This is a genomic window from Kitasatospora sp. NPDC001660, assembly GCF_053596725.1.
This window is the reverse complement of sequence record NZ_JBSFGU010000024.1, coordinates 51,530-76,642: the sequence shown is the minus strand read 5'-3', so window position 1 is coordinate 76,642 and position 25,113 is coordinate 51,530. Positions and strand designations below refer to the sequence as shown.

At 74.6% G+C, this 25,113-nt stretch carries 28 protein-coding genes; 16 read left to right on the top strand and 12 right to left on the bottom strand.

Going from position 1 to position 25,113, the window contains the following annotated elements; genetic code table 11:
• Positions 1-29: 29 nt before the first annotated feature.
• Complete coding sequence (locus ACWCXH_RS24470; RefSeq protein ID WP_449803607.1) at positions 30-572, bottom strand: DUF6328 family protein; 543 nt, start codon at positions 570-572, stop codon at positions 30-32.
• A gap of 51 nt (positions 573-623) precedes the next feature.
• Positions 624-1,163, bottom strand: coding sequence for a MarR family winged helix-turn-helix transcriptional regulator (locus ACWCXH_RS24465; protein WP_449803606.1), 540 nt, complete (start codon positions 1,161-1,163; stop codon positions 624-626).
• Between the two features lie 47 nt (positions 1,164-1,210).
• On the opposite strand from ACWCXH_RS24465, the gene ACWCXH_RS24460 reads away from it, so the two are divergent.
• Positions 1,211-2,122: a DMT family transporter gene (locus ACWCXH_RS24460; protein WP_449803605.1), complete on the top strand. Its 912-nt coding sequence runs from the start codon at positions 1,211-1,213 to the stop codon at positions 2,120-2,122.
• A 202-nt stretch (positions 2,123-2,324) separates the two neighbouring features.
• Here ACWCXH_RS24460 and ACWCXH_RS24455 read toward each other — a convergent pair whose 3' ends face one another.
• On the bottom strand, positions 2,325-2,504 hold the full coding sequence (locus ACWCXH_RS24455) for a hypothetical protein (protein ID WP_449803604.1): 180 nt from the start codon (positions 2,502-2,504) through the stop codon (positions 2,325-2,327).
• A gap of 276 nt (positions 2,505-2,780) precedes the next feature.
• On the opposite strand from ACWCXH_RS24455, the gene ACWCXH_RS24450 reads away from it, so the two are divergent.
• The 7 genes from ACWCXH_RS24450 to ACWCXH_RS24420 all read left to right on the top strand — a co-directional run bounded on the left by ACWCXH_RS24450 (position 2,781) and on the right by ACWCXH_RS24420 (position 10,591).
• Positions 2,781-2,915: a hypothetical protein gene (locus ACWCXH_RS24450; RefSeq protein ID WP_449803603.1), complete on the top strand. Its 135-nt coding sequence runs from the start codon at positions 2,781-2,783 to the stop codon at positions 2,913-2,915.
• 120 nt (positions 2,916-3,035) lie between these two features.
• Positions 3,036-5,111 (top strand): elongation factor G, encoded by a 2,076-nt coding sequence (gene fusA, locus ACWCXH_RS24445; RefSeq protein WP_449803602.1) that lies wholly within the window; start codon positions 3,036-3,038, stop codon positions 5,109-5,111.
• Positions 5,112-5,429: 318 nt separating this feature from the next.
• Positions 5,430-6,329 (top strand): KPN_02809 family neutral zinc metallopeptidase, encoded by a 900-nt coding sequence (ypfJ, locus tag ACWCXH_RS24440; RefSeq protein ID WP_449803601.1) that lies wholly within the window; start codon positions 5,430-5,432, stop codon positions 6,327-6,329.
• Between the two features lie 118 nt (positions 6,330-6,447).
• Positions 6,448-6,813: a hypothetical protein gene (locus ACWCXH_RS24435; protein WP_449803600.1), complete on the top strand. Its 366-nt coding sequence runs from the start codon at positions 6,448-6,450 to the stop codon at positions 6,811-6,813.
• 556 nt (positions 6,814-7,369) lie between these two features.
• The gene (locus ACWCXH_RS24430; protein WP_449803599.1) at positions 7,370-8,464 is read left to right on the top strand and encodes a sugar ABC transporter substrate-binding protein; all 1,095 of its coding nucleotides are present in this window, start codon (positions 7,370-7,372) and stop codon (positions 8,462-8,464) included.
• Between the two features lie 67 nt (positions 8,465-8,531).
• Positions 8,532-9,317, top strand: a complete 786-nt coding sequence (locus ACWCXH_RS24425) for an ATP-binding cassette domain-containing protein (RefSeq protein ID WP_449803598.1) — start codon at positions 8,532-8,534, stop codon at positions 9,315-9,317.
• Positions 9,314-10,591, top strand: coding sequence for a sugar ABC transporter permease (locus ACWCXH_RS24420; protein WP_449803597.1), 1,278 nt, complete (start codon positions 9,314-9,316; stop codon positions 10,589-10,591). Before ACWCXH_RS24425 ends, ACWCXH_RS24420 begins: the two co-directional genes overlap by 4 nt.
• A gap of 60 nt (positions 10,592-10,651) precedes the next feature.
• On the opposite strand, the gene ACWCXH_RS24415 is transcribed toward ACWCXH_RS24420, so the two are convergent.
• On the bottom strand, positions 10,652-11,218 hold the full coding sequence (locus tag ACWCXH_RS24415) for a TetR/AcrR family transcriptional regulator (RefSeq protein WP_449803596.1): 567 nt from the start codon (positions 11,216-11,218) through the stop codon (positions 10,652-10,654).
• Between the two features lie 72 nt (positions 11,219-11,290).
• Between ACWCXH_RS24415 and ACWCXH_RS24410 the strand changes: the two genes are divergently transcribed.
• Positions 11,291-12,121, top strand: coding sequence for a patatin-like phospholipase family protein (locus tag ACWCXH_RS24410; protein WP_449803595.1), 831 nt, complete (start codon positions 11,291-11,293; stop codon positions 12,119-12,121).
• Here ACWCXH_RS24410 and ACWCXH_RS24405 read toward each other — a convergent pair.
• Positions 12,108-12,641 (bottom strand): hypothetical protein, encoded by a 534-nt coding sequence (locus ACWCXH_RS24405; RefSeq protein WP_449803594.1) that lies wholly within the window; start codon positions 12,639-12,641, stop codon positions 12,108-12,110. The two genes, ACWCXH_RS24410 and ACWCXH_RS24405, sit on opposite strands and share 14 nt — an antisense overlap.
• 234 nt (positions 12,642-12,875) lie before the next feature.
• Between ACWCXH_RS24405 and ACWCXH_RS24400 the strand changes: the two genes are divergently transcribed.
• Positions 12,876-13,607, top strand: a complete 732-nt coding sequence (locus ACWCXH_RS24400) for an MBL fold metallo-hydrolase (RefSeq protein ID WP_449803593.1) — start codon at positions 12,876-12,878, stop codon at positions 13,605-13,607.
• 213 nt (positions 13,608-13,820) lie between these two features.
• On the opposite strand, the gene ACWCXH_RS24395 is transcribed toward ACWCXH_RS24400, so the two are convergent.
• Complete coding sequence (locus tag ACWCXH_RS24395; protein ID WP_449803592.1) at positions 13,821-14,024, bottom strand: DUF397 domain-containing protein; 204 nt, start codon at positions 14,022-14,024, stop codon at positions 13,821-13,823.
• 414 nt (positions 14,025-14,438) lie between these two features.
• The gene (locus ACWCXH_RS24390; RefSeq protein WP_449803591.1) at positions 14,439-15,194 is read right to left on the bottom strand and encodes a dienelactone hydrolase family protein; all 756 of its coding nucleotides are present in this window, start codon (positions 15,192-15,194) and stop codon (positions 14,439-14,441) included.
• 298 nt (positions 15,195-15,492) lie between these two features.
• On the opposite strand from ACWCXH_RS24390, the gene ACWCXH_RS24385 reads away from it, so the two are divergent.
• The gene (locus ACWCXH_RS24385) at positions 15,493-15,960 is read left to right on the top strand and encodes an NADAR family protein (RefSeq protein ID WP_449803590.1); all 468 of its coding nucleotides are present in this window, start codon (positions 15,493-15,495) and stop codon (positions 15,958-15,960) included.
• 25 nt (positions 15,961-15,985) lie between these two features.
• On the opposite strand, the gene ACWCXH_RS24380 is transcribed toward ACWCXH_RS24385, so the two are convergent.
• On the bottom strand, positions 15,986-16,231 hold the full coding sequence (locus ACWCXH_RS24380) for a hypothetical protein (RefSeq protein WP_449803589.1): 246 nt from the start codon (positions 16,229-16,231) through the stop codon (positions 15,986-15,988).
• A 100-nt stretch (positions 16,232-16,331) separates the two neighbouring features.
• Positions 16,332-16,787: a hypothetical protein gene (locus ACWCXH_RS24375; protein ID WP_449803588.1), complete on the bottom strand. Its 456-nt coding sequence runs from the start codon at positions 16,785-16,787 to the stop codon at positions 16,332-16,334.
• Positions 16,788-16,926: 139 nt separating this feature from the next.
• Between ACWCXH_RS24375 and ACWCXH_RS24370 the strand changes: the two genes are divergently transcribed.
• From ACWCXH_RS24370 to ACWCXH_RS24350, 5 genes are all read left to right on the top strand, one after another.
• Positions 16,927-17,544 carry a PadR family transcriptional regulator gene (locus tag ACWCXH_RS24370; protein WP_449803587.1) on the top strand — a complete coding sequence of 206 codons (618 nt, stop codon included), beginning with the start codon at positions 16,927-16,929 and terminating at the stop codon, positions 17,542-17,544.
• A 382-nt stretch (positions 17,545-17,926) separates the two neighbouring features.
• Positions 17,927-18,154 (top strand): zinc-binding dehydrogenase, encoded by a 228-nt coding sequence (locus ACWCXH_RS24365; protein WP_449803586.1) that lies wholly within the window; start codon positions 17,927-17,929, stop codon positions 18,152-18,154.
• Positions 18,155-18,564: 410 nt separating this feature from the next.
• Entirely contained in the window at positions 18,565-22,551 is a 3,987-nt protein-coding gene (locus tag ACWCXH_RS24360; RefSeq protein ID WP_449803585.1) for a Pls/PosA family non-ribosomal peptide synthetase, read from the top strand.
• A 117-nt stretch (positions 22,552-22,668) separates the two neighbouring features.
• A complete protein-coding gene (locus ACWCXH_RS24355) occupies positions 22,669-22,920 on the top strand; it encodes a hypothetical protein (protein WP_449803584.1) in 252 nt (83 codons plus the stop codon).
• A gap of 2 nt (positions 22,921-22,922) precedes the next feature.
• Entirely contained in the window at positions 22,923-23,135 is a 213-nt protein-coding gene (locus tag ACWCXH_RS24350) for a DUF4287 domain-containing protein (protein ID WP_449803583.1), read from the top strand.
• A gap of 182 nt (positions 23,136-23,317) precedes the next feature.
• Here ACWCXH_RS24350 and ACWCXH_RS24345 read toward each other — a convergent pair whose 3' ends face one another.
• From ACWCXH_RS24345 to ACWCXH_RS24335, 3 genes are all read right to left on the bottom strand, one after another.
• Positions 23,318-23,941, bottom strand: coding sequence for a carbonic anhydrase (locus ACWCXH_RS24345; RefSeq protein WP_449803582.1), 624 nt, complete (start codon positions 23,939-23,941; stop codon positions 23,318-23,320).
• A 148-nt stretch (positions 23,942-24,089) separates the two neighbouring features.
• Positions 24,090-24,290 (bottom strand): hypothetical protein, encoded by a 201-nt coding sequence (locus tag ACWCXH_RS24340; RefSeq protein WP_449803581.1) that lies wholly within the window; start codon positions 24,288-24,290, stop codon positions 24,090-24,092.
• Positions 24,287-25,057: a MerR family transcriptional regulator gene (locus tag ACWCXH_RS24335; RefSeq protein WP_449803580.1), complete on the bottom strand. Its 771-nt coding sequence runs from the start codon at positions 25,055-25,057 to the stop codon at positions 24,287-24,289. The genes ACWCXH_RS24340 and ACWCXH_RS24335 overlap by 4 nt, the downstream gene beginning before the upstream one ends.
• Between the last annotated feature and the right edge of the window lie 56 nt (positions 25,058-25,113).

The following is a 25,113-nucleotide window of genomic DNA, read 5'->3' as shown; positions in this document are numbered from 1 at the left end:
CGGCGCCGGGCCGGGCTCCGGTGTCACAGTCACGTCTTGGTCATCGTTGTCCCGGCCTCCCCGGCGTCCTCCCGCAGCGGGCGCCCCACCGCCCACGGCAGGACGAACCACAGGCCGGCGAAGACCAGGGCGACGACGGCGGTGAGGGCCACGGCCAAGGGCGTGCCGAGGATGACGTCCAGGACCAGCAGCACCGCGCCGCTCAGCGCCGAGGCGAGCAGCACCAGGCCGAGTTGGGCGATGCGCACCGAGACCTTGACGATCCGTTCCTTGCCCGGGTGGTGGAACAGCCCGCGGTGCAGCGCCACCGGGGTCGCGAACACGGCGGAGGCCAGGACCGCCAGCAGCAGGGTGGTGATGTAGACGTCCTGCTGGGCGTCGTTGAGCGCGGCGAAACGCGGGGTGAAGGCGACCCCGAGCAGGAACGCGAACACGATCTGCACGCCGGTCTGCAGCACCCGCAGCTCCTGCAGCAGCTCGATCAGCCGCCGGTCCGCCCGCGCCGCCGGGCTCTCCTGCACGGCGGGGGAGGGGGAGGGCGGGTCGGCGGGCGGCTGCGGGGTGCTGGTCATGCGTCACATTGTGCGTCCCGCGGGCGGCGGCGTCCCGCGGGCGGCCGCCGGTCAGCGTCCGGCGTCCGGGCCCGCCTCCAGGCGGTGCTGCCAGACGGTCAGCAGCCCCTCCAGCGCGGCGGCCTCCTCGCCGGTGAGCAGCGACAGCAGGCGGTGCTCGTTGCGCATGTGGGCGGTGAACGCCTCGTCGATCAGGCGCAGGCCCGCGCCGGTGAGCGCGACGACGCGCCCGCGCCGGTCGTCCTCGGCCTGGCGGCGGGTGACCAGCCCGGCCCGCTCCAGGCGGTCGATCCGCTTGGTCATCGCCCCGGTGGTGACCATGGTGTGCGCGGCCAGCTCCCCGGGCGCCCGCTCGTACGGGGCGCCGGCGCGGCGCAGCGCCGCCAGCACGTCGAACTCGCCCTCGCCCAGGCCGTAGCGCGCGTAGACCAGGCCCAGCTCGTCGGTGAGGCGGGCGGCCAGGCGGTGCAGGCGTCCGATCACGGCCTGCGGGGAGACGTCCAGGTCGGGGCGCTGGCGGCGCCACTCGGCCTGGATCAGCGCGACGTGGTCGGGCCGGTGGCCGGCGGGTGTGCTCCGGTGCTGCTCCATGCCCCCACCCTACCCCGATAGCTTCCCGGGAAGCTATATTGTCTTCCATGGAAGCCAATCTGCGGTGGGTGCTCCTGACCGCCCTCGCCCCCCTCGCCTGGGGCGCCAACTACTACGTCACCCGCGCCTGGCTGCCCGCCGGCCAGCCCCTGTGGGGAGCCGCCCTGCGCGCCCTGCCCGCGGGCCTGCTCCTGCTCGCACTCGCCCGCCGCCGCCCCCACGGCCCCTGGTGGTGGCGCTCGGCCCTGCTCGGCACCCTCAACACCGCCGTCTTCTTCGTCCTGCTCTACCTCGCCTCCCAGCAGCTGCCCACCAGCGTCGCCGCCACCGTCATGGCCGCCTCCCCGCTGGCCATGCTGCTCACCGCGTGGGCCCTGGCCGGACAGCACCCCCGGCGCGCCCACCTGGCGGGCGCACTCGTGGGGCTGGGCGGGGTCGCGCTGATGCTGCTCGGCTCCGGCGGGAGCGTGAGCGCAGGCGGGCTGGCGGCCTCGGGCGCGGCCATGCTGGTCTCCTCCGTCGGCTACGTCCTGGCCGCACGCTGGCGCGAGGGCGCCGACCCGCTGGCCGCCACCTCCTGGCAGCTGACCGCCGGCGGCCTGCTCCTGCTGCCGCTGGCCGCCGCCGCCGAAGGCGCGCCGCCCGCCATGGACACCCGCGTGCTGCTCGCCTTCGGATACGTGACGCTGGTGGCCACCGCGCTCGCGTTCGCGCTGTGGTTCGCGGGCCTGCGCCACCTGCCGGCCGGCACCGTCGGGCTGCTCGGACTGCTCAACCCGCTCGCCGGGGTACTGCTGGGCACGGCGGTGGCGGGGGAGCACCTGGGGATGCGCCAGGGGGCCGGACTGGTGCTGGTCCTGGCCGGCGTCCTCCTCGGCCGCCCCCGCAGCCCCGCCCGCGCCCCACAGCCCGATGCCCCGCAGCCGGACGCCCCGAGGCCCGTCCGCACGGGCGGCTGACCGGCCGGCCGCCGCAGCCGTCCACGCCGAACTCCCCCTCGCGGACGCGGCCGCCGCCCACCGCCTCCTGGAGGAACGTGCGAACACCGGCCGCATCCTCCTCCCGTAAGCACCCTGCGCCACACGGCACTTCGGGAATCCGGCGCTCGCGCGATCCCGCCCGGCCCCGCCGGGCGGGGGCCGCTTCGCCGGCTGCGGGCCCTCAGCGGAACGGCAGCGCCTCGGTGCTGCCGCCCGCGAACGCGCGCCGCGCCCGGTACGGCACGGACTGTGCTCGCATGTGGCACCGCCTCGGGGACCACCGCCGCACGTTCGCCTCGCTCCGGTTCGCCGGGCAGGTGGCGCCGGAGGAGGTGTGCCGTCCGGCACTGCGGGCGCTCACGGCCGACTCCTGTACGCGCCGGTGACGGTACCGGGCGTGCGTGAGTTCGCCGCGCGTACGGGTGTTTCGTAGGGCTGCCGTATGCCCGAATTCCCTTCGCCGGGTGGGGCGGGGGCCGGCAGGATCCGGACATGGGGGCGGCGTCCATGCGTATGTCAAGTCCTGCCCCGCACCCGGGTGCGGAAAATCCCGGTGCGCCGTGCCGCCCGCTTTCCCTAGACTCGCCGGGCAGTCACGTCCGTGACGCCGAGACAGCAGTGAGGGAGGGGAATGGCCATGGTCGCGCAGCGTGCCGTCCTCGCCCCCTCTCCCGCCTCTCCCGCGTCCCGCTACGAGGTGATCCTGGTGTCCCCGTCCTTCCGGTGCCCGCTGCGCGGCCGGCACCGGCAGACGAGTGTGACCTCCGCCTGAGACCGGCAACGCGAGCGGCCGAGACCAGCCCGCACTGCCCTGTCCGACGAACCGTCACGAAAACTCGTGAATCGCGCGCCCACCACCCTGCACGGACCACCTCCGAAAGGCACCCGGGCCATGCGCACCGAGACCAGCACCATCTCCGCCGTCCGCAACCTCGGCATCCTCGCCCACGTCGACGCGGGCAAGACCACCGTCACCGAACGGATCCTCTACCTCACCGGCGCCACCCACAAGCGCGGCGAGGTCCACGACGGCACCACCGTCACCGACTTCGACCCCCAGGAGCGCGACCGCGGCATCACCATCTTCGCCGCCGCCGTCAGCTGCGCCTGGGCCGGGTACCGGATCAACCTCATCGACACCCCCGGCCACGTCGACTTCGCCGACGAGGTCGAGCGCTCGCTGCGCGTCCTGGACGGCGCGGTCGCGGTGTTCGACGCGGTCGCCGGCGTCGAGCCGCAGAGCGAGTCGGTGTGGCGCCAGGCCGAGCGCCACGGCGTGCCCAGGATCGCCTTCGTCAACAAGCTGGACCGCGCCGGCGCCGACCTGGACACCGCGATCGCCTCCGTCCGCGAGCGCCTGCACCCGCACCCGCTGGCCGTGCAGCTGCCGATCGGCGCCGAGGAGGCGTTCACCGGCGTCGTCGACCTGCTGCACCTGCGCGCCCTCACCTGGAGCCAGACCCAGGACGGCATGCGCGAGGGCCCCGTACCCGAGCACCTCGCCGCCGAGGCCGCCGCCCGCCGGCGCAGCCTGGAGGAGGAGGTGGCCGCGCTGCACCCCGGCGCCCTGGAGGAGTTCTGCGCCGACGGCGCCCTGAGCGCCGCCACCCTCGAGGCCGCCCTGCGGGACCTGACCCGCAGCGGCGAGGCGGTGGTGGTGCTGTGCGGCTCCGCCTACCGCAACCGCGGCATCGAACCGCTTCTGGACGCCGCCTGCGCCTACCTGCCCTCCCCGCTGGACCTGCCCGCCGTGCGCGGCACCACGGGGCCCGGCGACGACACCGTCCAGGAACGCGCCGCCGACCCCGAACAGCCGTTCACCGCCCTGGCGTTCAAGGTGAGCGCCGCCCCCACCGGACGCCTGACCTACCTGCGGGTGTACGCCGGACGACTGGAGAAGGGAGACCTCGTGCTGGACACCGCCACCGGCCGCCTGGAACGCGTCGCGCGCATCCTGCGCGTCCAGGCCGACCGCCGCACCGAGACCGAACGCGCCCTCGCCGGGGACATCGTCGCCGTGATCGGCCTCAAGGCCGCCCGCACCGGCGCCACCCTGTGCGCGCCCACGGCGCCCATCGTGCTGGAGGCCCCCTGCGGCGCCGACGCGGTCGTCACCGTCGCCGTCGAGGCCCGCCGCGCCGCCGACACCGACAAGCTCGCCACCGCGCTGGCCCGCCTCGCCGAGGAGGACCCGTCGCTGCGGGTGCGCACCGACCCCGAGACCGGGCAGCGCACCCTGTCCGGGCTGGGGGAGCTGCACCTGGAGGTCGCCGTGGAGAAGATCCGCCGCGAGCACGGCATCGAGACGACGGTGGGCCCACCGCGCGTCGCCCACCGCGAACGCCTGGTCGCCGGCGTGCGCGGATTCGTCCACCGGCACGTCAAACAGGACGGCGGCGCCGGACAGTTCGCGCACCTGGTGCTCGACGTCCAGCCCCTGGAGGACACCTGTGAGGAGGAGTTCGTGTTCACGTCCACCGTCACCGGCGGACGGGTCCCGCGCGAGTACGTGCAGGCCGTCGAGGCCGGCTGCCGCGACGCCCTCACCGAGGGCCCGCTCGGCGGCCACCCCGTCACCGGCGTGCGCGTCACCCTCACCGACGGCGCCACCCACCCCAAGGACTCCTCCGAGCTCGCCTTCCGCACCGCCGCCCGGGGCGCCCTGCGCGAGGCCCTGCGCGCCGGGCACCTCCGACTCCTGGAACCCGTCGCCCAGGTGACGGTCAGCGTGCCCGAGGACGCGCTGGGCACCGTGATCGGCGACCTCGCCGCCCGCCGCGGCCACGTCCGCTCCACCGGCACGGCCCCCGGCACCACCCGCAGCACCGCCCAGGTGACGGCACTCGTGCCGCTGGCCGAGCTGTTCGGCTACGCGAGCCGCCTGCGCTCGCGCACCCAGGGCCGCGGCACCTTCACCACCCGCCCGGCCGGCTACGCCCCAGCCCCCGCCCCGGCACCGGCGGCGTGAACCCCGGCCCGCCCCCTGCCCGCACCGGGCCGGGGGCGGGCCCCTACAGCGCCCCCGCCTCCAGCGCCGCCCACGCCGACGGGCACAGCGGCCGCCACCCCGGGTCCCGGCGCGCCGCCGCCGTCGACCCCTGCCCCTCCCACGGGCCGAACCAACCTCGTGCTGCGCCGGTTCGCCGACCCGCGCACGCGCGAGCCCGCCCGCGGCCCCGGCGCCCGTGCGAGGGCGCTGCCGGGCGGGGCCGTTCGCTGCCCGTAGGCTGGTGCGGCCGGCCGACCGGCACACACGTACGACGACGAGACAGAAGCGGGCACAGGCATGCAGTTCGACGACCAGGGCGATCTCGACACCTCACAGGTCGACGACCGGCGCGGCCTGCCGGGCGGGAAGGTCGCCATCGGCGGCGGGGCGGTGGGCCTGGTCGCCGTGCTGTTCGCCGTCCTGCTGGGCGTCGACCCCCAGCTGCTGGGCCTGTCCTCCGCCGGCGCCGGCGCCTCCTCCGCCGGCACCCGCACCGCCGGCGAGGTCCAGCAGGCCTGCAAGAGCGGCGCGGACGCCAACAAGCGCCAGGACTGCCGCATCGTCGCCGTCACCAACAGCCTGCAGGACTTCTGGCGCACCGAACTGCCCAAGCACGCCACCGCCTATAAGAGCGCGCAGACGGTGCTGTTCACCGGCCGCGTCAGCACCGCCTGCGGCCCCGCGACCTCCGCCGTGGGCCCGTTCTACTGCCCCGGCGACCAGAAGGCCTACTTCGACCTCGGCTTCTTCGACGAACTGTCCGCCCGCTTCGGCGCCAAGGGCGGCCCGTTCGCCGAGTCCTACGTCGCCGCCCACGAGTACGGCCACCACATCCAGACCCTCACCGGCGCCATGCAGAAGGTCGGCGGCGACCGCCAGGGCGCCACCAGCGCCTCCGTGCGCCTGGAGCTCCAGGCCGACTGCTACGCCGGGGTGTGGGCGCACTACGCCACCACCACCAAGCAGCCCTCCACCGGGCGCCCGCTGATCACCTCGATCACCGACCAGGACATCGCCCAGGGCCTGGACGCCGCCGCGGCCGTCGGCGACGACCGCATCCAGCAGCAGGCCACCGGCAAGGTCAACCCCGAGAGCTGGACCCACGGCTCCTCCGACCAGCGCAAGACCTGGTTCACCACCGGCTACCGCAGCGGCGACATGACCCAGTGCGACACCTTCTCCGCCACCAGGCTGTGACGGCGAACGGGCCGGCGGCGCACCCCTGTCACCTGTCAGGGACCGCCGCCGCGCCCGCCTCCCTACGCTGCTGACCACTGGCCACACCAGCGAACCACCAGCAAGGGAGAACCACCTCATGCGCAGGATCACCCACGCCGCCGCCGCACTCGCCCTGGCGGCCGCCGCCCTGACCGCCCTCGCCACCGGCAGCGCCGGCGCCGCCGACGGCTCCTGGGCCGGCTGCCCGTCGGGCGCCGTCTGCATCTACCCGCAGGACCAGAACCCCGCCTCCGCCCCCAGCGACGTGTTCTGGAGCTACGGCGCCCACAACCTCAGCGGCCAGAACGGCAACCACTGGGTCCTCAACAACCAGAGCGGCGGCGCCCACTCCCACCTGTGCCGCGGCTCGGGCGGCGCCGACTGCGTCTACGACATCGCCGCCCAGAAGGGCGTCTGGTACGACCTCGGGCCGATCAACTCGATCACCCTCGACCGTCCCTGACGGCCAGTCGCACGAAAGCCGGGGTGCCCGCTGTCACGGGGGGACAGCGGGCACCCGCCTGCGCGCTCACGGCCGGGCGGCGACCCCCGCCCCCGCGCCGGCCGCGCGTGCAAGTACCGCCCGGAGCGGTGCTGCGCCCACCCGCTGACGCGCGAGCCGACCGACGTGATCCACCCGTCCACCCGCTGCGAGGCCGGCCCCGAACCGCGCGCCGCCCGCACCCGCCGCTTCACCGCCCGGCCCCGACGGCCCGCCCCACCCGGCGGCGGACGGCCCGCACCGCCTCCGGCGCCCCTGTGACCTGGACATGCTGACCAGAACCTGACACTTCGTCAGATGTATCAGGCTGTTGACCCCGCCGCAACACCCCCCGCCCTGACCTGGCCTTTGGAGTTTCCTCCAGGTTTCGATCTCGGGCAAGCGTTCATGAAGATAACGAATGATGGCGGATTCCCCGGAGCATGGATTTACTTATTGACGTCATACGTGTGGGCAGGTTTAACTCCCCACACTCCGCCGCTGCGCTGCGGCGACGTCCACGAGAGGCACCCCACCCATGAACGCAATGACGCGTCGCGCCCTCATCGCCACCACCGCTGTCGCGATGGCCCTGTCCATGGCCGCGTGCGGCAAGGCCGGCGGCGACAAGAAGGACTCCGCCGCCTCCGGCGACAGCACCTCCATCGGCCTGCTGCTGCCGGAGAACGCCTCCTCCACGCGCTACGAGTCCTTCGACCGCCCCTTCATCGAGGCCAAGGTCAAGTCCCTGTGTGGGGACTGCAAGGTGCTCTACAACAACGCCGAAGGCAGCGCCGCCAAGCAGAAGCAGCAGTTCGACACCCTGATCGCCCAGGGCGTCAAGGTGATCATCCTGGACGCCTACGACGCCAAGTCCACCCAGAGCTGGGTGCAGGACGCCGCCGCCAAGGGCGTCAAGGTCGTCGCCTACGACCGCCTGGCCACCGGCCCGGTCGCCGCCTACGCCTCCTTCGACAACGAGAAGGTCGGCGAACTCCAGGGCCAGGCCCTGGTCGACGCCCTCGGCCCGCAGGCCTCCAACGCCAACATCGTCATGATCAACGGCGACGAGGCCGACCCCAACGCCGCCCAGTTCAAGTCCGGCGCCCACAAGGTCCTCGACACCAAGGTCAAGAAGGTCGTCTACGAGCAGTCCGGCGAGTGGAAGCCCACCGTCGCCTCCCAGAAGGTCGGCGCCGCCGTCAGCCAGCTCGGCAAGGACGGCTTCCAGGCCGTCTACTCCGCCAACGACGGCATGGCCGGCGCCATCATCACCCAGCTCCAGGGCGCCGGCATCAAGGTCCCCGTCGGCGGCCAGGACGCCGGCCTCGACGCCATCCAGCGCATCGTCAACGGCGACCAGGCCTACACCATCTACAAGGCCTACCGCCCCCTCGCGGACTCCGCCGCCGAACTCGCCGTCGACCTCCTCAAGGGCACGGACGTCAAGACCGTCGCCACCGCCACCGTCGACAGCGCCACCGACAAGGCCATCCCCGCCAAGCTCCTGGACGCCAAGGTCGTCACCAAGGCCAACATCAAGGACACCGTCATCGCCGACGGCCTCTACAAGGCCGCCGACATCTGCACCGCCGACTACGCCGCCGCCTGCGCCGCCGCCGGCCTCCAGTAGCAGCGCCCGCACCAGGCCCGCGGGCCTGCGTCCCGCCTCAAGCACCCCACCACACGAGAAGGTTCACGTGACAGGCGCACCCGTCCTCCAACTGCGCGCGGTCTCCAAGCGCTTCGGAGCCGTCCAGGTCCTTACCGACGTCGACCTCGACGTCCACGCCGGCGAGGTCGTCGCCCTCGTCGGCGACAACGGCGCAGGCAAGTCCACCCTCGTCAAGACCATCGCCGGGGTCCACCCCGTCGACGAGGGCGCCATCACCTGGCGCGGCGAGGCGGTGCGCCTGACCCGTCCCCAGGACGCCCAGGCCCTCGGCATCGCCACCGTGTACCAGGACCTCGCCCTGTGCGACAACCTCGACGTCGTCGCCAACCTCTTCCTCGGCCGCGAGAAGCGCCGCCACGGCCTGCTCGACGAGGTCGCCATGGAACAGCACGCCCGCGAGCTCCTGGACACCCTGTCCATCCGCATCCCCGACGTGCGCATCCCCATCGCCGCCCTCTCCGGCGGCCAGCGCCAGGTCGTCGCCATCGCCCGCGCCCTGGTCGGCGAGCCCGCCGTCGTCATCCTCGACGAGCCGACCGCCGCCCTCGGCGTCGAACAGACCGCCCAGGTCCTCGACCTCGTCGAGCGCCTGCGCGAACGCGGCCTCGGCGTCATCCTCATCAGCCACAACATGGCCGACGTCCGAGCGGTCGCCGACACCGTCGCCGTCCTGCGCCTGGGCCGCAACAACGGCGTCTTCACCGTCGCCGACACCACCCAGGAACAGATCATCTCCGCCATCACCGGCGCCACCGACAACGCGGTCACCCGACGCCAGGCCCGCCGAGCCCCGCAGGAGGACGCCGCATGACCACCCCCGCCCCGACCCCCGCCCCCACCGACGCCCCCGCGCCGAAGGCCCCCGCCGCCGACCCGCGCCTGCTCCAGCGCACCGCCGGCCTCGGCGGCTACCTCGACGAGGCCCGCCGCCGCCTCACCAGCGGCGAACTCGGCTCCACCCCCGTCGTCCTCGGCCTCATCCTCATCGCCGTCATCTTCCAGTCCGCCACCGGCCACTTCCTCCAGGCCGACAACCTCACCAACATCACCAAGTACATCGCCGGCCCCGGCCTCATCGCGGTGGGCGTCGTCTTCGTCCTCCTCCTCGGCGAGATCGACCTCTCCCTCGGCTCCGTCGCCGGCGTCTGCGCCGCCATCGCCTCCGCCCTCGCCGTGCGCGAAGGCCTCGACGAATGGCTCGCCGTCCTCCTCGCCCTCGCCGCCGCCTGCGCCATCGGCGCCCTGCACGGCTTCTTCTTCGCCCGCATCGGCGTCCCCGCCTTCGTCGTCACCCTCGCCGGCATGCTCGCCTGGAGCGGCCTGCAGGACTACGTCCTCGGCGACCTCGGCACCGTCAACAACCGCCACGACGGCCTCATCGCCACCCTCGACACCCACTTCCTCGGCGACGGCGACGTCGCCTACGCCTGGGCCCTGGCGATCCTCGCCCCCGCCCTCTACCTCGCCGCCCAGCTGCGCACCGCCCAGCGCCGGCGCGCACTCGGCCTCACCGCCCGCCCCACCACCGACATCGCGCTGCGCACCGGCGTCCTGGCGGTCCTCGCCCTGCCGCTGGCCTACGCCCTCAACCAGGACCGCGGCCTGCCCCTGCCGCTCGTCGTCCTGCTCGGCGTCGTCGTCGCCACCGACTTCGTCCTGCGCCGCACCGCCTACGGCCGCCAGGTCTTCGCGGTCGGCGGCGGCGTCGAGGCCGCCCGCCGCGCGGGCATCAACGTCGCCTGGGTGCGGATCTCCGTCTACATGACCTCCGCCACCCTCGCCGGCCTCGGCGGCCTGTTCATCGCCTCCCAGCAGGGCTCCGCCGACAAGCAGCTCGGCGGCGGCAACGTCCTGATGAGCGCGATCGCCGCCGCCGTCATCGGCGGCACCAGCCTCTTCGGCGGACGCGGCAAGACCTGGTCGGCGCTGCTGGGCATCCTGGTCATCCAGTCCATCACCACCGGACTGGACATGGTCCACGCCGCCCAGGCCATCCAGTACATGATCACCGGCGCCGTCCTGCTCGCCGCCGTCGTCCTCGACTCCGTCTCCCGGCGCACCCGCGCCGCAGGCGCCCGCACCTGACGCGGCGCCCCCCGGCGGCGGGCCCGTGCGATCCGTGAGGACCGCGCGGGCCCGCCGCCGTCATGCCTGCTGCAGGAGGGCGGCGAAACGCTCCACGGCCAAAGTGGTGCGCTCACGGTCGCCGGTGAGGGTGAGGTCGAACAGCAGACCCCGAAGGACGGCCATGACGAGGGTGGGCGTGACGGTGTCCTGCGGGCCGGCGCACACGTCGGCGAGGTGGGCGCGCAGCGTGGCGAACCAGTCGGTGACGGCCCGGTGCGCCTCGGGGTGGTTCTCCGGGTGGGCCAGCCCGTCGGCGTGCACCTCGAAGAACAGCCGGACGAACGGCGCCCGTTCCTCCGCGCTCAGCCACGCCCAGATCCCGCGCAGCCGCTCCTCGGCGCCCGCCCCCCGCAGCGCCGGCAGCCCCTGTGCCAGGCGCGCGGCCCCCCGGCGGCGCGCCTCGGCGAGCACCGCCGCCACCAGTTCCTGCTTGCTGCCGAAGTCGTAGAGCAGCATCCGCGGGCTGGTGCCGAGCGCGTCGGCCAGCGGACGCAGGCTCAGCCCGGCCAGTCCCTCGGTGAGCACGTAGTCGGTGGCCAGCGCCAGGGTGCGTTCGCGCCGGTTCGGGTCGGCCGGTCGTCCCATGTTCTTCGTCGTCCTCGTCTCCAGGGTGTGCCATTATATGAAACAGGTGTTTCAACAACGGGGGGAGCCGCCATGCGGACCGACGACACACTCGTGACCGACCGCGCCCTGGTGCTCGGCCCCGGAGGGCACCTGAGCACCGCCTGGACGGCAGGCCTGGCCGCCGGCCTGCGCGCCGCCGGCATCGACCTCGCCGAGGCCGACCTGACGGTGGGCACCTCCGCCGGCGCCATCGTCGCCGCCGTCCTGACGGCCGGACAGGACCCCGCCCGCCTCGCCACCCCCGCCGCCGCAGGCCCGCCCCGACGCCCCGACCCCGCCGTGACCGGCGCCGTCTTCGCCGTCCTCGGCCAGGGCCTGGAGCCCGCCGAGGCCCGCCGCGAGGTGGGCCGCATCGCGCTGGACACCGCCGACCCCGAGGCCGAACACGCCCTCGTCGAACGCCGCGCCGCGCTGATCGCCGCCGACACCTGGCCCGGGCGCCCCCTGCTGATCCCCGCCGTCGACGCCGAGAGCGGCGAGCCCGTCGTCTGGGACGCCGCCGGCGGCGTCCCCCTGGCCCGCGCCGTCGCCGCCTCCAGCGCCTTCCCCGGCACCGAACCGCCCGTCACCGTCCACGGCCGCCACTACCTGGACGGCGCCCTGCGCGCCGGCACCAACGCCGACCTCGCCGCCGGCGCCCGCACCCTCGTCGTCGTCGACCCGCTCGCCCACCGCCACCCCGGCCAGGGCCCCGCCGGGGCGCTCACCCTCACCCCCGACCCCGCCGCCGCCCGCCTCCTCGACGCCACCGGCCCCGCCGACCGCACCGCCTGGGCGGGCGCCTACCGGGCCGGCCTGGCCCAGGCCGGCGCCGCCGCCGACCTCCTGCGCGAGGCCTGGCGGCCCGTCACGGACCGCTGACCCACTCCACCTCGTACACCGGGGCCAGCCTGGCGCGGTAGATGTGGAGCAGCAGGACGAAGACCACCAGCATGATCACCGGCATGGAGATCACGCCCGCCAGCCACAGCAGGAACAGCGGGATCCCGCCCGGGCGGCTGCTGTGGTCCATCAGCACGATCAGCCACCACGACGGCAGCGCCGACGCCGGTATCGTCACCAGCCAGAACAGGTAGTGCCGCACGATCTCCCACGCCTTCAGCCGTCCGATCCCGAGGAAGGCGTACCGCGTCGTGGTCGTGGTCGTCCTCTGCCCGCCGGGGGTGCGCCCGTCCACCGTGGTCGTCTCGCCCTCGCGCACGTACAGCCGGGCCAGCGGGACGACGCCGATGCCCAGCAGCGTGAACCAGCGCGTGGCGAAGCAGTTCCCCTCCGCGTCCTTGCGGCTGAACCCCGTCAGCGCGAAGCCCGTCCCGTTGCGACTGCTCAGCTTCCTGTGGTGCGCGTGCGCCCCCGTCAACTTCCGTACCTGCTCGGCCATCAGCACTCCCCGCCCTTCCTCGGGCCGCGCGGCGGCACGGTGTCGTGTGCGTCCGATTATGGCCAACACCTACGACACCCAAGGCCGTTGGCCCCCATCCGGCCGCGCCCCGGCCCGGCCGCCGACCGGACAGCCCACGTCCTCCCCCTGCGAAGCACCCCGAACACCCGCCCCCTCCACGGAGGCCCGCTCCCGCCCCCTCGCCCGGGGCAGGGGAGTGCGATGATCACATGCGTGAGCCAACTGACCGTCCTCGGCACGTGCGGAGCCTGGCCCGAAGCCGGGCGCGCCGCCAGCGGCTTCCTCCTCGACCACGACGGCCACCGCGTCGCCCTCGACCTCGGCTACGCCACCTTTCCCCGCCTGGCCGCCCTGGGGAACCCGCTCGACGCCGTCGTCATCACCCACGAACACCCGGACCACTGCGCCGACCTCAGCGCCCTGGCCCGCGCCCGCTACTTCGCTTCCGCCCCCGGCCCCCGCCTGCCCCTGCACTGCCCGCCCGGCGTCATCGCCCGCGTCCAGGCCATGGAACCGACGGAGGACCTCCACGAAGTCTTCGACATCCAGCCCCTGCCGACCACCGAAACCGTGCACATCGGGCCGCTGCGCCTGGACGCCGCGCTCCTGCCCCACCACGTCCCCCACGCGGGTGTGCGCCTGACCGCCCCCGGCCTCACCCTCGCCTACAGCGGCGACGCCGGCCCGTCCCCGGCCCTGGCCGAACTCGCCGCCGGCGCCGACCTGTTCATCGCCGGCACCACCCTGAACGGCGACGCCGCCGACCCCCACCTCCTCAGCGCCGTCCAGGCCGCCGCCTGCGCCGCCCGCGCCGGCGCCCGCCGCCTCCTGCTCACCCACTTCTGGCCGGGCAGCGACCGCACCCGCGCCCTGGCGCAGGCCCGAGCCGCCTTCCCCGGCGGCGAGGTGATCGTGGCGGAGGAAGGGATGGTGCTGGCGCTGTAGGGGCAGTGTTCCTCGAACCGCCTGCTGCGGGCAGTGGGAGACGGCATCCGGGTGCCTTGCCCGGGCCTCACCCGCTCCGGCATGACCGTGAGCGTGACCGCGGCCGGCGACCACCGCGCCTGGCCGGACGACCCCGGCAACATGCTCCGGCCGACGGGCCCCGGCCGGCCGCACGGCGGTGCGGTGGGCCGGGGCCTGCGCGGTCCGGCGGTGTTATGCCGGGCCGTCGAACTCCCCGGCCCGTACGGCCGTCACGAAGTCCCGCCACGCGCGGGAGCGGAAACGCAGCACCGGCCCGCCGGGGTCCTTGGAGTCCCGCACGGGCAGGACCCCGCCAAGCCCGTCGGCGACCTCCACGCAGGCGTCGGACCCGCCGCTGTGCGTGCTCTTGCGCCAGGTGGTCGTAAGGGCGTCCATCGCGATAACCCCTCCTGATTGAACGCGGCCAACTTGCCACCACGGTACGGGCGCGGCCGCCGCCGGCGACACCCGGCCCCGAGATCGTCGAGAAGGCCGGCCACGGCCTCAACCTGGAACGCCCGGAACTCGTCAACGAACGCCTCCTGGACTTCATCGCCGCCCGCCGGTAGGGGAGCGGCACACGCACGCGCCGGCCGGGCGGCGGGCCCGGTCGGCGCGTGCGCGGTGCGGCGTCCGGGCGGCGGACCCGGCGCGCTCGCTCGTGCGCTGTCGCTCCCTAGGCCTCGCCCTCCTCGGACTCGCCCGCGTCCTGCGGCCGTTGCGGCTGCGCCGACACGTCCTCGGCGCGGCGGCGAATCGCAGTGGCGCGGTGGCAAGTCGGCGGGGCCGACTTGCCACTGCGCCCGGGGATCACGCCGCGTCGCCGAGGTGGCGGCGCAGGAAGACGGCGGGGTCCTCGAAGGCGGGGACGTCGCCGTGGCCCCCGGGGTTGGCGTGCAGGGTCTTCTCCTTCGACCCGAAGGCGTCGAACAGCCCGAGGGCCAGTTCGCGCGGGACCTCCGCGTCGTCCCACTGGAGCAGGAACTCCACCGGGACGGTGACCTGCCGCGCCGCCGCCCGCAGGCCCTCGTGGGGGATGAACCCGCCGCCGAAGATCGCCGCCCTGATCCTCGGCTCGACCGCCGTCAGCGGAATGCCGATCGCGGTGCCCAGCGTGATGCCGCCGCCGTAGCCGATCGGCGCCCCGGTGCCGATCTCGGGCAGCTGCTGGAGCGCGTCCAGCGTGGCCTGCCACTCCGGGACGGCGAGTTCGGCGAGGTGGGTGCCGTAGGCGGCGACGATCGGGCCGAGCGGCTCGCCGTCCTGCCGCGCCTGGATCATGTCGGCGCGGGCCTGGTCGTCGACGTCGGTGCGCGGACGCTCGCCGTGCCCGGGTGCGTCGATGGCGACGACGGTGTAGCCGCAGGTCGTCACGAGGTGGCGGGCGCGGTCGACCTGGGCGGGCGTCTTCTTGTGCAGCCCGCCGCCGTGGCCCATGAGGACGAGCGGCGCGTGCCGGGAGCCGGCTTCGGGCGACCAGAGGACGCCGGGGATCTCACCGAGGAGGAAGTCGCGCTCGCGGACACCGTTGGAGGAGGCGTCAGAAATGAAGTGAAGAGAGGACATAGGAATCACCTTCTGGGGATGCGTCGTTTTCGGCGCTCCCGGCGAAGACCTATGCCGTGACGGGGAGAGGGAGCACCCACGTGTGTACTGCGTTCACGGGTGTCACCTCCTGACGTGCGGTCACGGTTGCGGGAGGAGAGTAGCAGTGCGCATGGGAACTCGCGCAATCTCTTTTCCGTCCCCCTCCTGCTCCACGGCCGGTGCGCCACCTGGCGACGGCAGGGACGGGCAAAACCCGTTGCGCGTGCGTCCGGCGCCTGGGACCGTGCGGGTTCCCGCAACCGTCACGAGGCTCGGATTGACGATCTACTTCTACGGCGCCGACGAAGTCCCCTACGGCTGCTTCTCCAACTTCTCCGCGCACGGCGTGGACCTCGACGGGCACGTGTGGCCGACCTCGGAGCACTACTTCCAGGCCCAGAAGTTCGCCGGCACCCGCCACGCCGACCTCATCCGCCGGGCCCGCACGCCGCTGCGCGCCGCCGAGTTGGGCCGTGACCGGGCCAAGCCGCTGCGGCGGGACTGGGAGCGGGTCAAGGACGACGTGATGCGCCGTGCCGTGGCGGCCAAGTTCCGGGCGCACGCGGACATCCGCGGCATCTTGCTGTCCACCGGCGACGAGGAGATCGTCGAGGACACCAGCACCGACCACTACTGGGGCCGCGGCAGGACCGGATCCGGCAGGAACATGCTCGGCCGGATCCTGATGCGTACCCGCAGCCAACTGCGCGCCGAAGTCCAAGAAGGCCGCGGCCGGTTCGGGTAGCCGGTCGACCGGGTGTCCTGGGCGGTCAGCTGGTCCTGTCGCTCATCTCCAGCCCGCCGCTGACGGGGTGTCCGTCGTTGATGCCGATGCGGGCGAGGAGCGCCCGGGTGTCGAGGTTGCGGCAGGCGAAGGCCGGATCGTGGGCGGCGGTGGGGAGATGGGGGATGCGCTTGCGTGCGGTGTCGTCCAGGCGGCACGGCTCGTCGAAGGCGGCGTGCCAGGCCTGGACCGCCGGGGTGAACGGGGTGGCTGAGGCGGCGGGGCTGGTCATGCGGGGCAGCGTCGCACGGGCGCGGACGGCGGTCGGGCGATAACCGCTCGACCGCCGTCCGCGCGGTTGTGGGGCACGGTGGTTGTCCGGCGCGGGCCGCTCACCCGCGGGCCGGGTCGTCGACGATCGGCATGCGGCCCTCGCGGTGGGCGGCGCGCAGGTCCTGGACGTACTCGCGGGAGCACATCGCGGACAGGACCGCGACGCCGCCGCGGTGGACGCGGACCTCGCTGTCGGCGGCGGTGCCGGTCAGGCGGATGCGGCGGGAGCCGCCCGTGCCCGCGCCGGCGGCGTCCTTGATCCTGCCCTTGCCGCTCCAGTGCAGGTCCCAGTGGTCGACGGGCGCGTCCTCGGGCAGGAGCAGCTTGACCATCGCGCGGTGCAGGCCGAGGCGGATCTCGACTTCCCCGGGGACCTGCGGCGAGCGCAGGTCGAGGACGACGGCGCCGCTGCGGGCGCGGACCTCGATGACGCCGGCTTCGGTCCAGTGGCCCATGCGCTTGACGGTGGTGTGGTCGGCGTGGATGCGCTCGGCGGTGGTGGCGATGGTGCTCATCTCGGGTTCCTCCCAGGCGGGTTGGGCGTGCGGGCGGTCCGTTCCGTTCGGCCGTCCGGCGCGGATCCATCATGCAATGCTGACTAGTCTCAGTGCAACTAGTTCTTCTGGGGATAGTTCGGCGGGTAAAATCGGTCGCATGGCCACCACCGCACCGCGCAGCTCACCGCTCGCCCTCACCGTCCTCGCCCTGCTGCACTACCGGCCGCTGCACCCGTACGGCGTGCAGCGGCTGATCAAGCAGTGGGGCAAGGACCAGGTCGTCAACGTCGGCCAGCGGGCGAGCCTCTACCGCACGATCGAGCGCCTGCTGGAGGCGGGCCTGATCGCGGTGCGCGAGACCGGGCGCGACCAGCTCTACCCCGAGCGCACCGTCTACGAGCTCACCGGCGCAGGCCGCGCGACCGCGCGCGCCTGGCTGCTGGAGATGCTCGCCGCGCCCAAGGCGGAGTTCCCGGAGTTCCCGGCGGCGCTCTCGCACGTGCTGCTGCTGGAGCCGCGGGAGATCGTCGAGGCGCTTGAGGCGCGGCTCGCCCGAATGACCAAGGCACTGGAGGGCCTGGAGGCGGACCTTGTCCAGGGCGAGCGGATGGGCCTGCCGCGGATCGTCCTGCTGGAGACCGAGTACCTGCGCGCGGTCACCGGCGCGGAGGCGGCGTGGTTGGGCTCGGTGCTGGAGGACCTGCGCACGGGCCGGCTCGTGTGGTCCGCCGAGCAGCTCATCGCCTTCGCGCAGGGGCAGGAGTCCGAGGGCTGAGGTGGGCGGTGCGGCCGCCGCCCTCCCGGTGCGCCGGCCGCGGCCGGGAGCCGGGACGTGAGACAGGCCGGCTGGACGCTCCGGTCGGCCGGCGGCGTCCGGCACGCCCCCGGTGCTCCAGTGCCCGGCCGCCGCGTACCGGGACCAGGCTCACGGACGACGACGCCAGCAGCCGCACGGGCGGCCCGCCCGCACCCGGCTTCCGGAGCGTGACGCCTCCGCCGGCCCCGGCCCGTGGCACCCGGCCACCGGCACCCCGTACGCCGGCACCCCGTACACCGTGCGACGGGCCCGCGGGCCGCACGCGCCGCACGCCGGTGCGCGGCAGCGACCTCGCCCGGATGGTGGAGGCGGTACGAACGGGTGAGCACCTTCGCACCGGGTGACGCGGTCCACGGCGTCGCCGACGGCTCCTACGCCGAATGCGTGTGCGCCCGCCCGCCCCCGCGCCGCCGGCCCGCACGCCCTCGCCGCCCGCGCCGCCCGTGCCGGGGCGGGGCGGCTGCGCCCGGCCGTCGGCCGCGTCCTCCCTCTCGCCCGGGTCCCCGGGGCGATCCGGTGCGTCTGCGAAGGACACCTCCGAGGCAAGGTCATCATCACTGTGTGTTGACCGGGTGAGTGGTTCGCACATCCCCTCGGCTGCGCGGTTCCCGCCGCAACCGGTAGCGTCGCGGTCGCATGGCGTTCATCACTCCCGCCGCTCCCGTCGCGGCGCGGCCCTTGCGCAGCCGCTACCCTTCACCAGCGAAAACATCCCAAAAATACCGAAATGACATTCGAATCGTTCCCCTGTCGGCCCGCACGGCACTGATGATGAGAATTTCCTTTGACCCCTCTTCCCCTGCATCCGCCGGACTCCCGACCGAGTCATGGTGAAAGAAGGTGCTTCCACGGGCGTCACCCCGAGTGACGCCCGTCCGCGTTCGCACCCGCCCACCCGCGGGTGCCACCGCACCTGATCTCAAGAGACCTGAGCCAAGAGACCTGCCCCAGGAAACCGGAGCCGAGGAACCACCCCACATGGACGTACGTCAGGACACGGCCGGCCCGGGCACGCTGTACCGCCCCCACCCCGGGTACGCGGCCGCGTGGCCGGTGGCCCAGCCCGCCCACCCGCGCAGCCTGCTCGACATCATCGCCGCCACCGCCGACACCCACCCGCACGCGCCCGCGCTGGACACCGGCACCCAGGTGCTCGACTACCGCACCCTCCTCCAGGAGGTCGACGCCCTCGCCGGCGCCCTCGCCCGCCACGGCATCGGCCGCGGCGACCGCGTCGGCGTGCGCATCCCCTCCGGCACCGCCGACCTGTACGTCGCCGTCCTCGCCGTCCTGCGCTGCGGCGCCGCCTACGTGCCGGTGGACGCCGACGACCCGGACGAGCGCGCCGACATGATCTGGAACGACGCCCAGGTGTGCGCCGTCATCGGCGCCGGACGGCAGCTGGCCGCCGGCCCCCAGGCCCGCCCCTCGGGCCGCCCCGCCTGGCCCTCGCCCGCCGACGACGCGTGGATCATCTTCACCTCCGGCACCACCGGCCGCCCCAAGGGCGTCGCCGTCACCCACCGCAGCGCCGCCGCCTTCGTCGACGCCGAGGCCCGCCTGTTCCTCCGGCCGCAGCCCCTCGGCCCCGGCGACCGCGTCCTCGCCGGCCTGTCCGTCGCCTTCGACGCCTCCTGCGAGGAGATGTGGCTGGCCTGGCGCCACGGCGCCTGCCTGGTGCCCGCCCCCCGCTCCCTCGTCAAGGCCGGCACCGACCTCGGCCCCTGGCTCGTCGAACGCCGCATCACCGCCATCTCCACCGTCCCCACCCTCCTCGCCCTGTGGCCCCAGGAGTGCCTGGACGCGGTGCGCCTGATCATCGTCGGCGGCGAGGCCTGCCCCGCCGAACTCGTCGAGCGCCTGGCCACCGCGGGCCGCGAGTTCTGGAACACCTACGGCCCCACCGAGACCACCGTCGTCGCCACCGCCGCCCGCATGCTGCCCGGACAGCCGGTGCGCATCGGCGCCCCCCTGGACGGCTGGGAGATCGCCGTCGTCGACCAGGCCGGCAACCCCGTGCCCTGGTACGAGACCGGCGAACTGCTCATCAGCGGCATCGGCACCGCCCGCTACCTCGACCCCGCCAAGGACGCCGAGAAGTTCAGCCCCCACCCCGTCTTCGCCTCCCCGCGCGTCTACCGCAGCGGCGACCTCGTGCGCAACGACCCCGAAGGCCTGGTCTTCCTCGGCCGCGCCGACGACCAGGTCAAACTCGGCGGCCGGCGCATCGAACTCGGCGAGATCGACGCCGCCCTCCAGGCCCTGCCCGACATCCGCGCCGCGGCCGCCGCCGTCCGCAAGACCCCCGCCGGCGCCGACCTGCTGGTCGGCTACCTCGTCGCCCAGCCCGGCACCCGGCCCGACCTCGCCGCCGCCCGCCAACTGCTGCTGGAACGCCTGCCCGCCCCGCTCGTCCCCGTCCTCGCCCTCGTCGACTCCCTGCCCACCCGCATCTCCGGCAAGGTCGACCGAAACGCCCTGCCCTGGCCGCTGGCCACCACCGGCCAGCAGGACACCGCCGCCGGCCCCCTGGAAGGCACCGCCGGCTGGCTCGCCGGCCGCTGGGAGGCCCTGCTCGGCATGGCCCCCGGCGCCGGCGACGACTTCTTCGCCCTCGGCGGCTCCAGCCTCACCGCCGCCCGCCTCGTCTCCGAACTGCGCACCCGCTACCCCGGCGTGTCCGTCGCCGACCTCTACGCCCACCCCGGCCTGAGCGCGATGGCCGCGCACCTGGACTCCCTCGTCCCGCCGCAGACCGAGGCCCACGCGGCCCCGGCCCACGCGCCGCTCGTCGAGCGCAGGGTGCGCCGCACCCCCGCCAGCGCCGGCCTGTGGCAGACCATCGCCCTGTTCGGCCTGTTCACCCTCGCCGGCCTGCGCTGGGTCCTCGTCCTCGTCGCCCTCGACAACCTCGTCGGCGCCCACCTCCCGTGGGCCCCCCACTCCTCCTGGTGGCCCGTCCTCGCCGGCCTCCTCCTCTTCTACAGCGCCCCCGGCCGCACCCTCCTCGCCGCCGCGGCCGCCCGCGTCCTGACCGCCGGCATCCGCCCCGGCAGCCACCCGCGCGGCGGCCACGTCCACCTGCGCCTGTGGCTGGCCGAACGCACCGTCGCCCTCTTCGGCGTCGCCGCCCTCGCCGGCACCCCCTGGGCCGCCCGCTACGCGCGCGCCGTCGGCTGCCGCATCGGCAAGGACGTCCACCTGCACACCCTGCCCCCCGTCACCGGCCTCGCCCGCCTCGGCGCCGGCGCCGTCCTCGAACCCGAGGTCGACATCGCCGGCTGGTGGCTCGACGGCGACATCCTCCACCTCGGCCACATCGAGGTCGGCGAAGGCGCCCGCATCGCCACCCGCTCCACCCTCATGCCCGGCGCCCGCATCGGCACCGGCGCCGACATCGCCCCCGGCTCCTGCGTCACCGGCGCCGTCCCCGCCCGCGAACACTGGCACGGCTCCCCGGCCCGCCCCGCCCCCGAGACACCCGCCGACTGGCCTTCGCAACCCGCCCCGGCATCCCGCCCACGCGCGTGGAACCTCGCCTACGGCATCGGCCTGACCCTCATCGGCCTCCTGCCCGTCGCCGCCGCCCTGCCCGCCCTCACGATCGTCTACCCGATGATCGACACCGACCGCACCCTCAGCCAGGCCATCCTCCAGCTCCTGCCCCTCACCATCCCCCTCACCGTCCTCACCCTCTTCTGCCACGCCACCCTCATAGTGCTGGCCGTACGCCTCCTCTCCCTCCCGCTGCGCCCCGGCCACCACCCCGCCCACGGCAAGGTGGCCTTCTGCGCCTGGGCCGTCCACCGCCTCACCGACACCGCCCGCCGCACCCTCTTCCCCCTCTACGCCAGCCTCTTCACCCCGCTGTGGCTGCGCCTGCTCGGAGCGAAGATCGGCCGGCGCGTCGAGGCCTCCACAGTGCTGTCCCTGCCCGGGCTCATGCGCGTGGACGACGGCGCCTTCCTCGCCGACGACACCCTCGTCGCCCCCTACGAGGTCCGCCGCGGCTGGCTGCACCTGGGCCCCTCCCGGGTCGGGCGCCGCTCCTTCGTCGGCAACTCCGGCATCGTCGGCCCCGGCCGCCACCTGCCCGACAACTCCCTCGTCGGCGTCCTCTCCGACACCCCCGCCCACGCCCCCGAGGGCTCCTCCTGGCTCGGGCGCCCCGCCTTCGCCCTGCCCCGCGTCGCCGACACCGGCGGCGAGGCACGCACCTACGACCCGCCCAAGCGCCTGATGTGGGCGCGCGCCGGCGTCGAGACCTGCCGCCTGCTGCCGATCATCCTCGCGGCGATCCTCGGCGACTTCGTCCTCGTCGCCTTCCAGGAGATCCGCGACGACTACGGCGTGCCCGTCGCCATTGCCGCCGGCGGACTGGTCCTCGCAGCCGCCGCCGTCCTCGCCTGCGCGCTCACCACCGCCGCCAAGTGGCTGCTCGTCGGCCGCTTCCGCACCGACGAACACCCCCTGTGGTCCTCCTTCGTGTGGCGCAACGAGCTCTACGACACCTTCGTCGAGGAACTCGCCATGCCCTTCGGCGGCTCCAGCATCACCGGCACCCCCTACCTGAACCTGTGGCTGCGCAGCCTCGGCGCGCGCATCGGGCGCGGCGTGTGGTGCGAGACCCACTGGCTGCCCGAGAGCGACCTCGTCACCGTCGAGGCCGGCGCCAGCGTGAACCGCGGCACCGTCCTGCAGACCCACCTCTTCCACGACCGCGTCATGCGCCTGGGCACCGTCCACCTCGGCGCCGGCTCCACCACCGGGCCGCACTCCATCGTGCTGCTCAACTCCGCCCTCGGCGACGGCACCACCGTCGGCCCGGCCTCCCTGGTCATGCGCGGCGAGAACGTCCCCGGCTCCACCCGCTGGCTCGGCAACCCCGTCGCCGCCTGGACCGCCGACCCCACCCCGCCGGCCGGCCGCCGCGCCGGCCGGGGCAGGCGCCGCGCGGCGGTGTGATCCCGGAGTGATGCCGGTGTGACGCAGGTCACGCGAGTGAAGCGATGAGTGCGCGGTGCGATCACGGTCCAAACCCGTGAAACGCACCGCGCACCGCTTCACGGAAGGCCCGACGACGTGACCCCCACCGCCCCTGCCGTTGCCGCCACCCGCTCCCGGACGGCGACGGCCGCCACCGTCGCGGGCCCGCTGTTCCTCGCCCGGGGCGCCGCGCAGGGCCTCGCCCGCGACGGCTTCGACGTCACCCGCGCGTTCTCTTCCCCGGGGGGCGGCGTCGCCGCCTTCACCGCCGGCGCGGCGCTCGGCCTGCTGTGGCTCACCGCCGCGACCGCGAAGATCAACTCGCTCGAGAACGATGGGAACATCTGATCATGACCGAACCTGTGAAGGGCCCCGCGAGCTACTTTCCGTCGATCGAGAAGAAGCACGGCCGCCCCATCGCCGAGTGGAAGGACCTGATCCGCTCCTCGCCGCTCACCAAGCACATGGAACTCGTCGCCTGGCTCAAGACCGAGCACGGCCTCGGCCACGGCCACGCCAACGCCCTCGTCGCCCACACCCTCGCCGAGAACACCGGCGCCTGACCCCCGGCCCCGCCTTCCCGTCACCCCGCCCCGCCCCACCCCGGGGCGGGGCGGGGTGACGGCGTTCCCGGGCAGCCGGCCGACCCCGCCACGGGCGGGCATCGACGTTGGCGCCCGCGCGGCGGCGCCGGGGTTCATCCGACGACTTCGACCGGACCCGAAGCCGGCGTTCCGGGGACGGCTCAGCCGATGTCGCCGCGGGCGGCGACCGTGCGGGCCTGGCCGTCGCGCAGGCGGTAGGACAGGCCCACCACGCCCACCGTGCCCTCGGCGACCTTCGCGGCCAGCAGCCGCGAGCGCTCCAGCAACAGGTCGACGCTCTGGCGGATGTGCTCGTCCACGATCGCGTCCGGGTCCCCGATGCCCGCCGCCCTGGCGGACACCACGCTCGACGTCACCCGCTCCACCACGTCCCGCACGTAGCCGCCGGGCATGCGGCCCTGCTCCAGCGCGTCCAGCGCCGCGCCCACCGCCCCGCACGAGTCGTGCCCGAGCACGACCACCAGCGGGCACTCCAGCACGCTCACCCCGTACTCGATGCTGCCCAGCACCTCCGCCCCGGCCACGTGCCCCGCCGTACGGACGACGAACAGGTCGCCCAGGCCCCGGTCGAAGATGATCTCGGCCGCCAGACGCGAGTCCGAGCAGCCGAACAGCACCGCGAACGGCCGCTGCGCCGGAGCGAGCGCGGCCCGCCGCCCGGCGTCCTGGTTGGGGTGCTCGGGGGAGCCCGCGACGAACCGCGCGTTGCCCTCCATCAGCACCTGCAGGGCGTCGCGGGGGCCGGATATCGGTGAGGAGATCATGCCAGCACCCTAGATCGCCGCCGCCCCGCCCCGCAGCGCGGGGCCCGCAGGCCCGGGGTGCGCGGCCGGATGGGCTGGTGCCACGGCGGTGGTGGCCGTTTCGGTTCGGGGGCAGGTCCCGGTTGCGTCAGCCGCGCCGGACGCGGCGTCAGTCGCGCCGGGGGCGGCCCGGGCGGAGGTAGGTGACCAGGGCCTGGACGAGCAGGGCCACCGCCACCGCGGGGACCACCGGCCAGGGCACCAGGTGGAGCATCGCCGCGACGGTGAGCAGCAGCAGGGCCGGGAACAGGACGGGCAGGACGGAGACCACCGCGACGCGCAGCCGCACACCGCGGGGCATCGCGCTCACGCCGCGCCGCCGCGGGCGCGGTCGAGGAAGTCGGCGAGCTCGCGCCACTGGCCGGCCGGGGCGTGCGGGTCGCCGGACAGGGCGGCCGGGTCGCTGCGCCAGGCGCCGCGCACGGCGCCGGACAGGGCGCGGTCGCCGCCGGAGAACAGGGCGCCGAGTTCGTCGATGCGCCGCACGACGCGCTGGACCTCCGGCCCGGCCGGGTCGGCGCCGGCCTGGCGCAGGGCCTCGGCGCGCCGGTAGAGCTGCGGCCACTCGATGTCGAGGTAGTAGTGCGCGGCGGGCCCCAGCGCGGCGGCGTGGTCGCGCAGGGCGTCGAGCTGGTCGTCGTCGAGGTGGCGGCGCAGCGCGCCTTCGGCGCCGGTGCCGCCGGTGCCGCGCATGGCCTGCAGGACGCGGATGAGGGCGGCGGTGTCGGGGGTGCGCTCGGCGGCGAGTTCGCCGTGGATGTGGGCGAGACGGTCGCGCAGCGCGGTCATGGCCGTCAGGGCGGCGTCGACGCCGACGAGGTGTTCGCCGACCAGGCGCAGCGGGTCGACGCCGGCGTCCAGGCAGGTGGCGATGGTCTCCAGCCCGAGTCCGAGGCGGCGCAGGGCCAGGACGAGGTACAGGCGCACGACGTCCTGTTCGGTGTACTCGCGGTGCCCGGAGGGGGTGCGGCGGGAGGGGCTGAGGAGGCCGATGTGGTCCCAGTGGTGCAGCGTGCGCACGGTCAGCCCGCTCGCCTCGGCGAGGGGGCCGACCTTCCAGGTCTGTTCGGAGGTCATGCCGCAACGATGCCTCCTGACGTCGGGTGAGGTTCAAGTGGTGGGCGCCCCCCGGT

Bases quoted from the DNA above. Each gene is read 5' to 3' on its own strand.
- ACWCXH_RS24470 (WP_449803607.1), bottom strand. From the start codon at position 572: ATGACCAGCACCCCGCAGCCGCCCGCCGACCCGCCCTCCCCCTCCCCC.
- ACWCXH_RS24465 (WP_449803606.1), bottom strand. From the start codon at position 1,163: ATGGAGCAGCACCGGAGCACACCCGCCGGCCACCGGCCCGACCACGTC.
- ACWCXH_RS24460 (WP_449803605.1), top strand. From the start codon at position 1,211: ATGGAAGCCAATCTGCGGTGGGTGCTCCTGACCGCCCTCGCCCCCCTC.
- ACWCXH_RS24450 (WP_449803603.1), top strand. From the start codon at position 2,781: ATGGTCGCGCAGCGTGCCGTCCTCGCCCCCTCTCCCGCCTCTCCCGCG.
- fusA (WP_449803602.1), top strand. From the start codon at position 3,036: ATGCGCACCGAGACCAGCACCATCTCCGCCGTCCGCAACCTCGGCATC.
- ypfJ (WP_449803601.1), top strand. From the start codon at position 5,430: ATGCAGTTCGACGACCAGGGCGATCTCGACACCTCACAGGTCGACGAC.
- ACWCXH_RS24435 (WP_449803600.1), top strand. From the start codon at position 6,448: ATGCGCAGGATCACCCACGCCGCCGCCGCACTCGCCCTGGCGGCCGCC.
- ACWCXH_RS24430 (WP_449803599.1), top strand. From the start codon at position 7,370: ATGAACGCAATGACGCGTCGCGCCCTCATCGCCACCACCGCTGTCGCG.
- ACWCXH_RS24420 (WP_449803597.1), top strand. From the start codon at position 9,314: ATGACCACCCCCGCCCCGACCCCCGCCCCCACCGACGCCCCCGCGCCG.
- ACWCXH_RS24415 (WP_449803596.1), bottom strand. From the start codon at position 11,218: ATGGGACGACCGGCCGACCCGAACCGGCGCGAACGCACCCTGGCGCTG.
- ACWCXH_RS24410 (WP_449803595.1), top strand. From the start codon at position 11,291: ATGCGGACCGACGACACACTCGTGACCGACCGCGCCCTGGTGCTCGGC.
- ACWCXH_RS24405 (WP_449803594.1), bottom strand. From the start codon at position 12,641: ATGGCCGAGCAGGTACGGAAGTTGACGGGGGCGCACGCGCACCACAGG.
- ACWCXH_RS24395 (WP_449803592.1), bottom strand. From the start codon at position 14,024: ATGGACGCCCTTACGACCACCTGGCGCAAGAGCACGCACAGCGGCGGG.
- ACWCXH_RS24390 (WP_449803591.1), bottom strand. From the start codon at position 15,194: ATGTCCTCTCTTCACTTCATTTCTGACGCCTCCTCCAACGGTGTCCGC.
- ACWCXH_RS24380 (WP_449803589.1), bottom strand. From the start codon at position 16,231: ATGACCAGCCCCGCCGCCTCAGCCACCCCGTTCACCCCGGCGGTCCAG.
- ACWCXH_RS24375 (WP_449803588.1), bottom strand. From the start codon at position 16,787: ATGAGCACCATCGCCACCACCGCCGAGCGCATCCACGCCGACCACACC.
- ACWCXH_RS24370 (WP_449803587.1), top strand. From the start codon at position 16,927: ATGGCCACCACCGCACCGCGCAGCTCACCGCTCGCCCTCACCGTCCTC.
- ACWCXH_RS24360 (WP_449803585.1), top strand. From the start codon at position 18,565: ATGGACGTACGTCAGGACACGGCCGGCCCGGGCACGCTGTACCGCCCC.
- ACWCXH_RS24350 (WP_449803583.1), top strand. From the start codon at position 22,923: ATGACCGAACCTGTGAAGGGCCCCGCGAGCTACTTTCCGTCGATCGAG.
- ACWCXH_RS24345 (WP_449803582.1), bottom strand. From the start codon at position 23,941: ATGATCTCCTCACCGATATCCGGCCCCCGCGACGCCCTGCAGGTGCTG.
- ACWCXH_RS24335 (WP_449803580.1), bottom strand. From the start codon at position 25,057: ATGACCTCCGAACAGACCTGGAAGGTCGGCCCCCTCGCCGAGGCGAGC.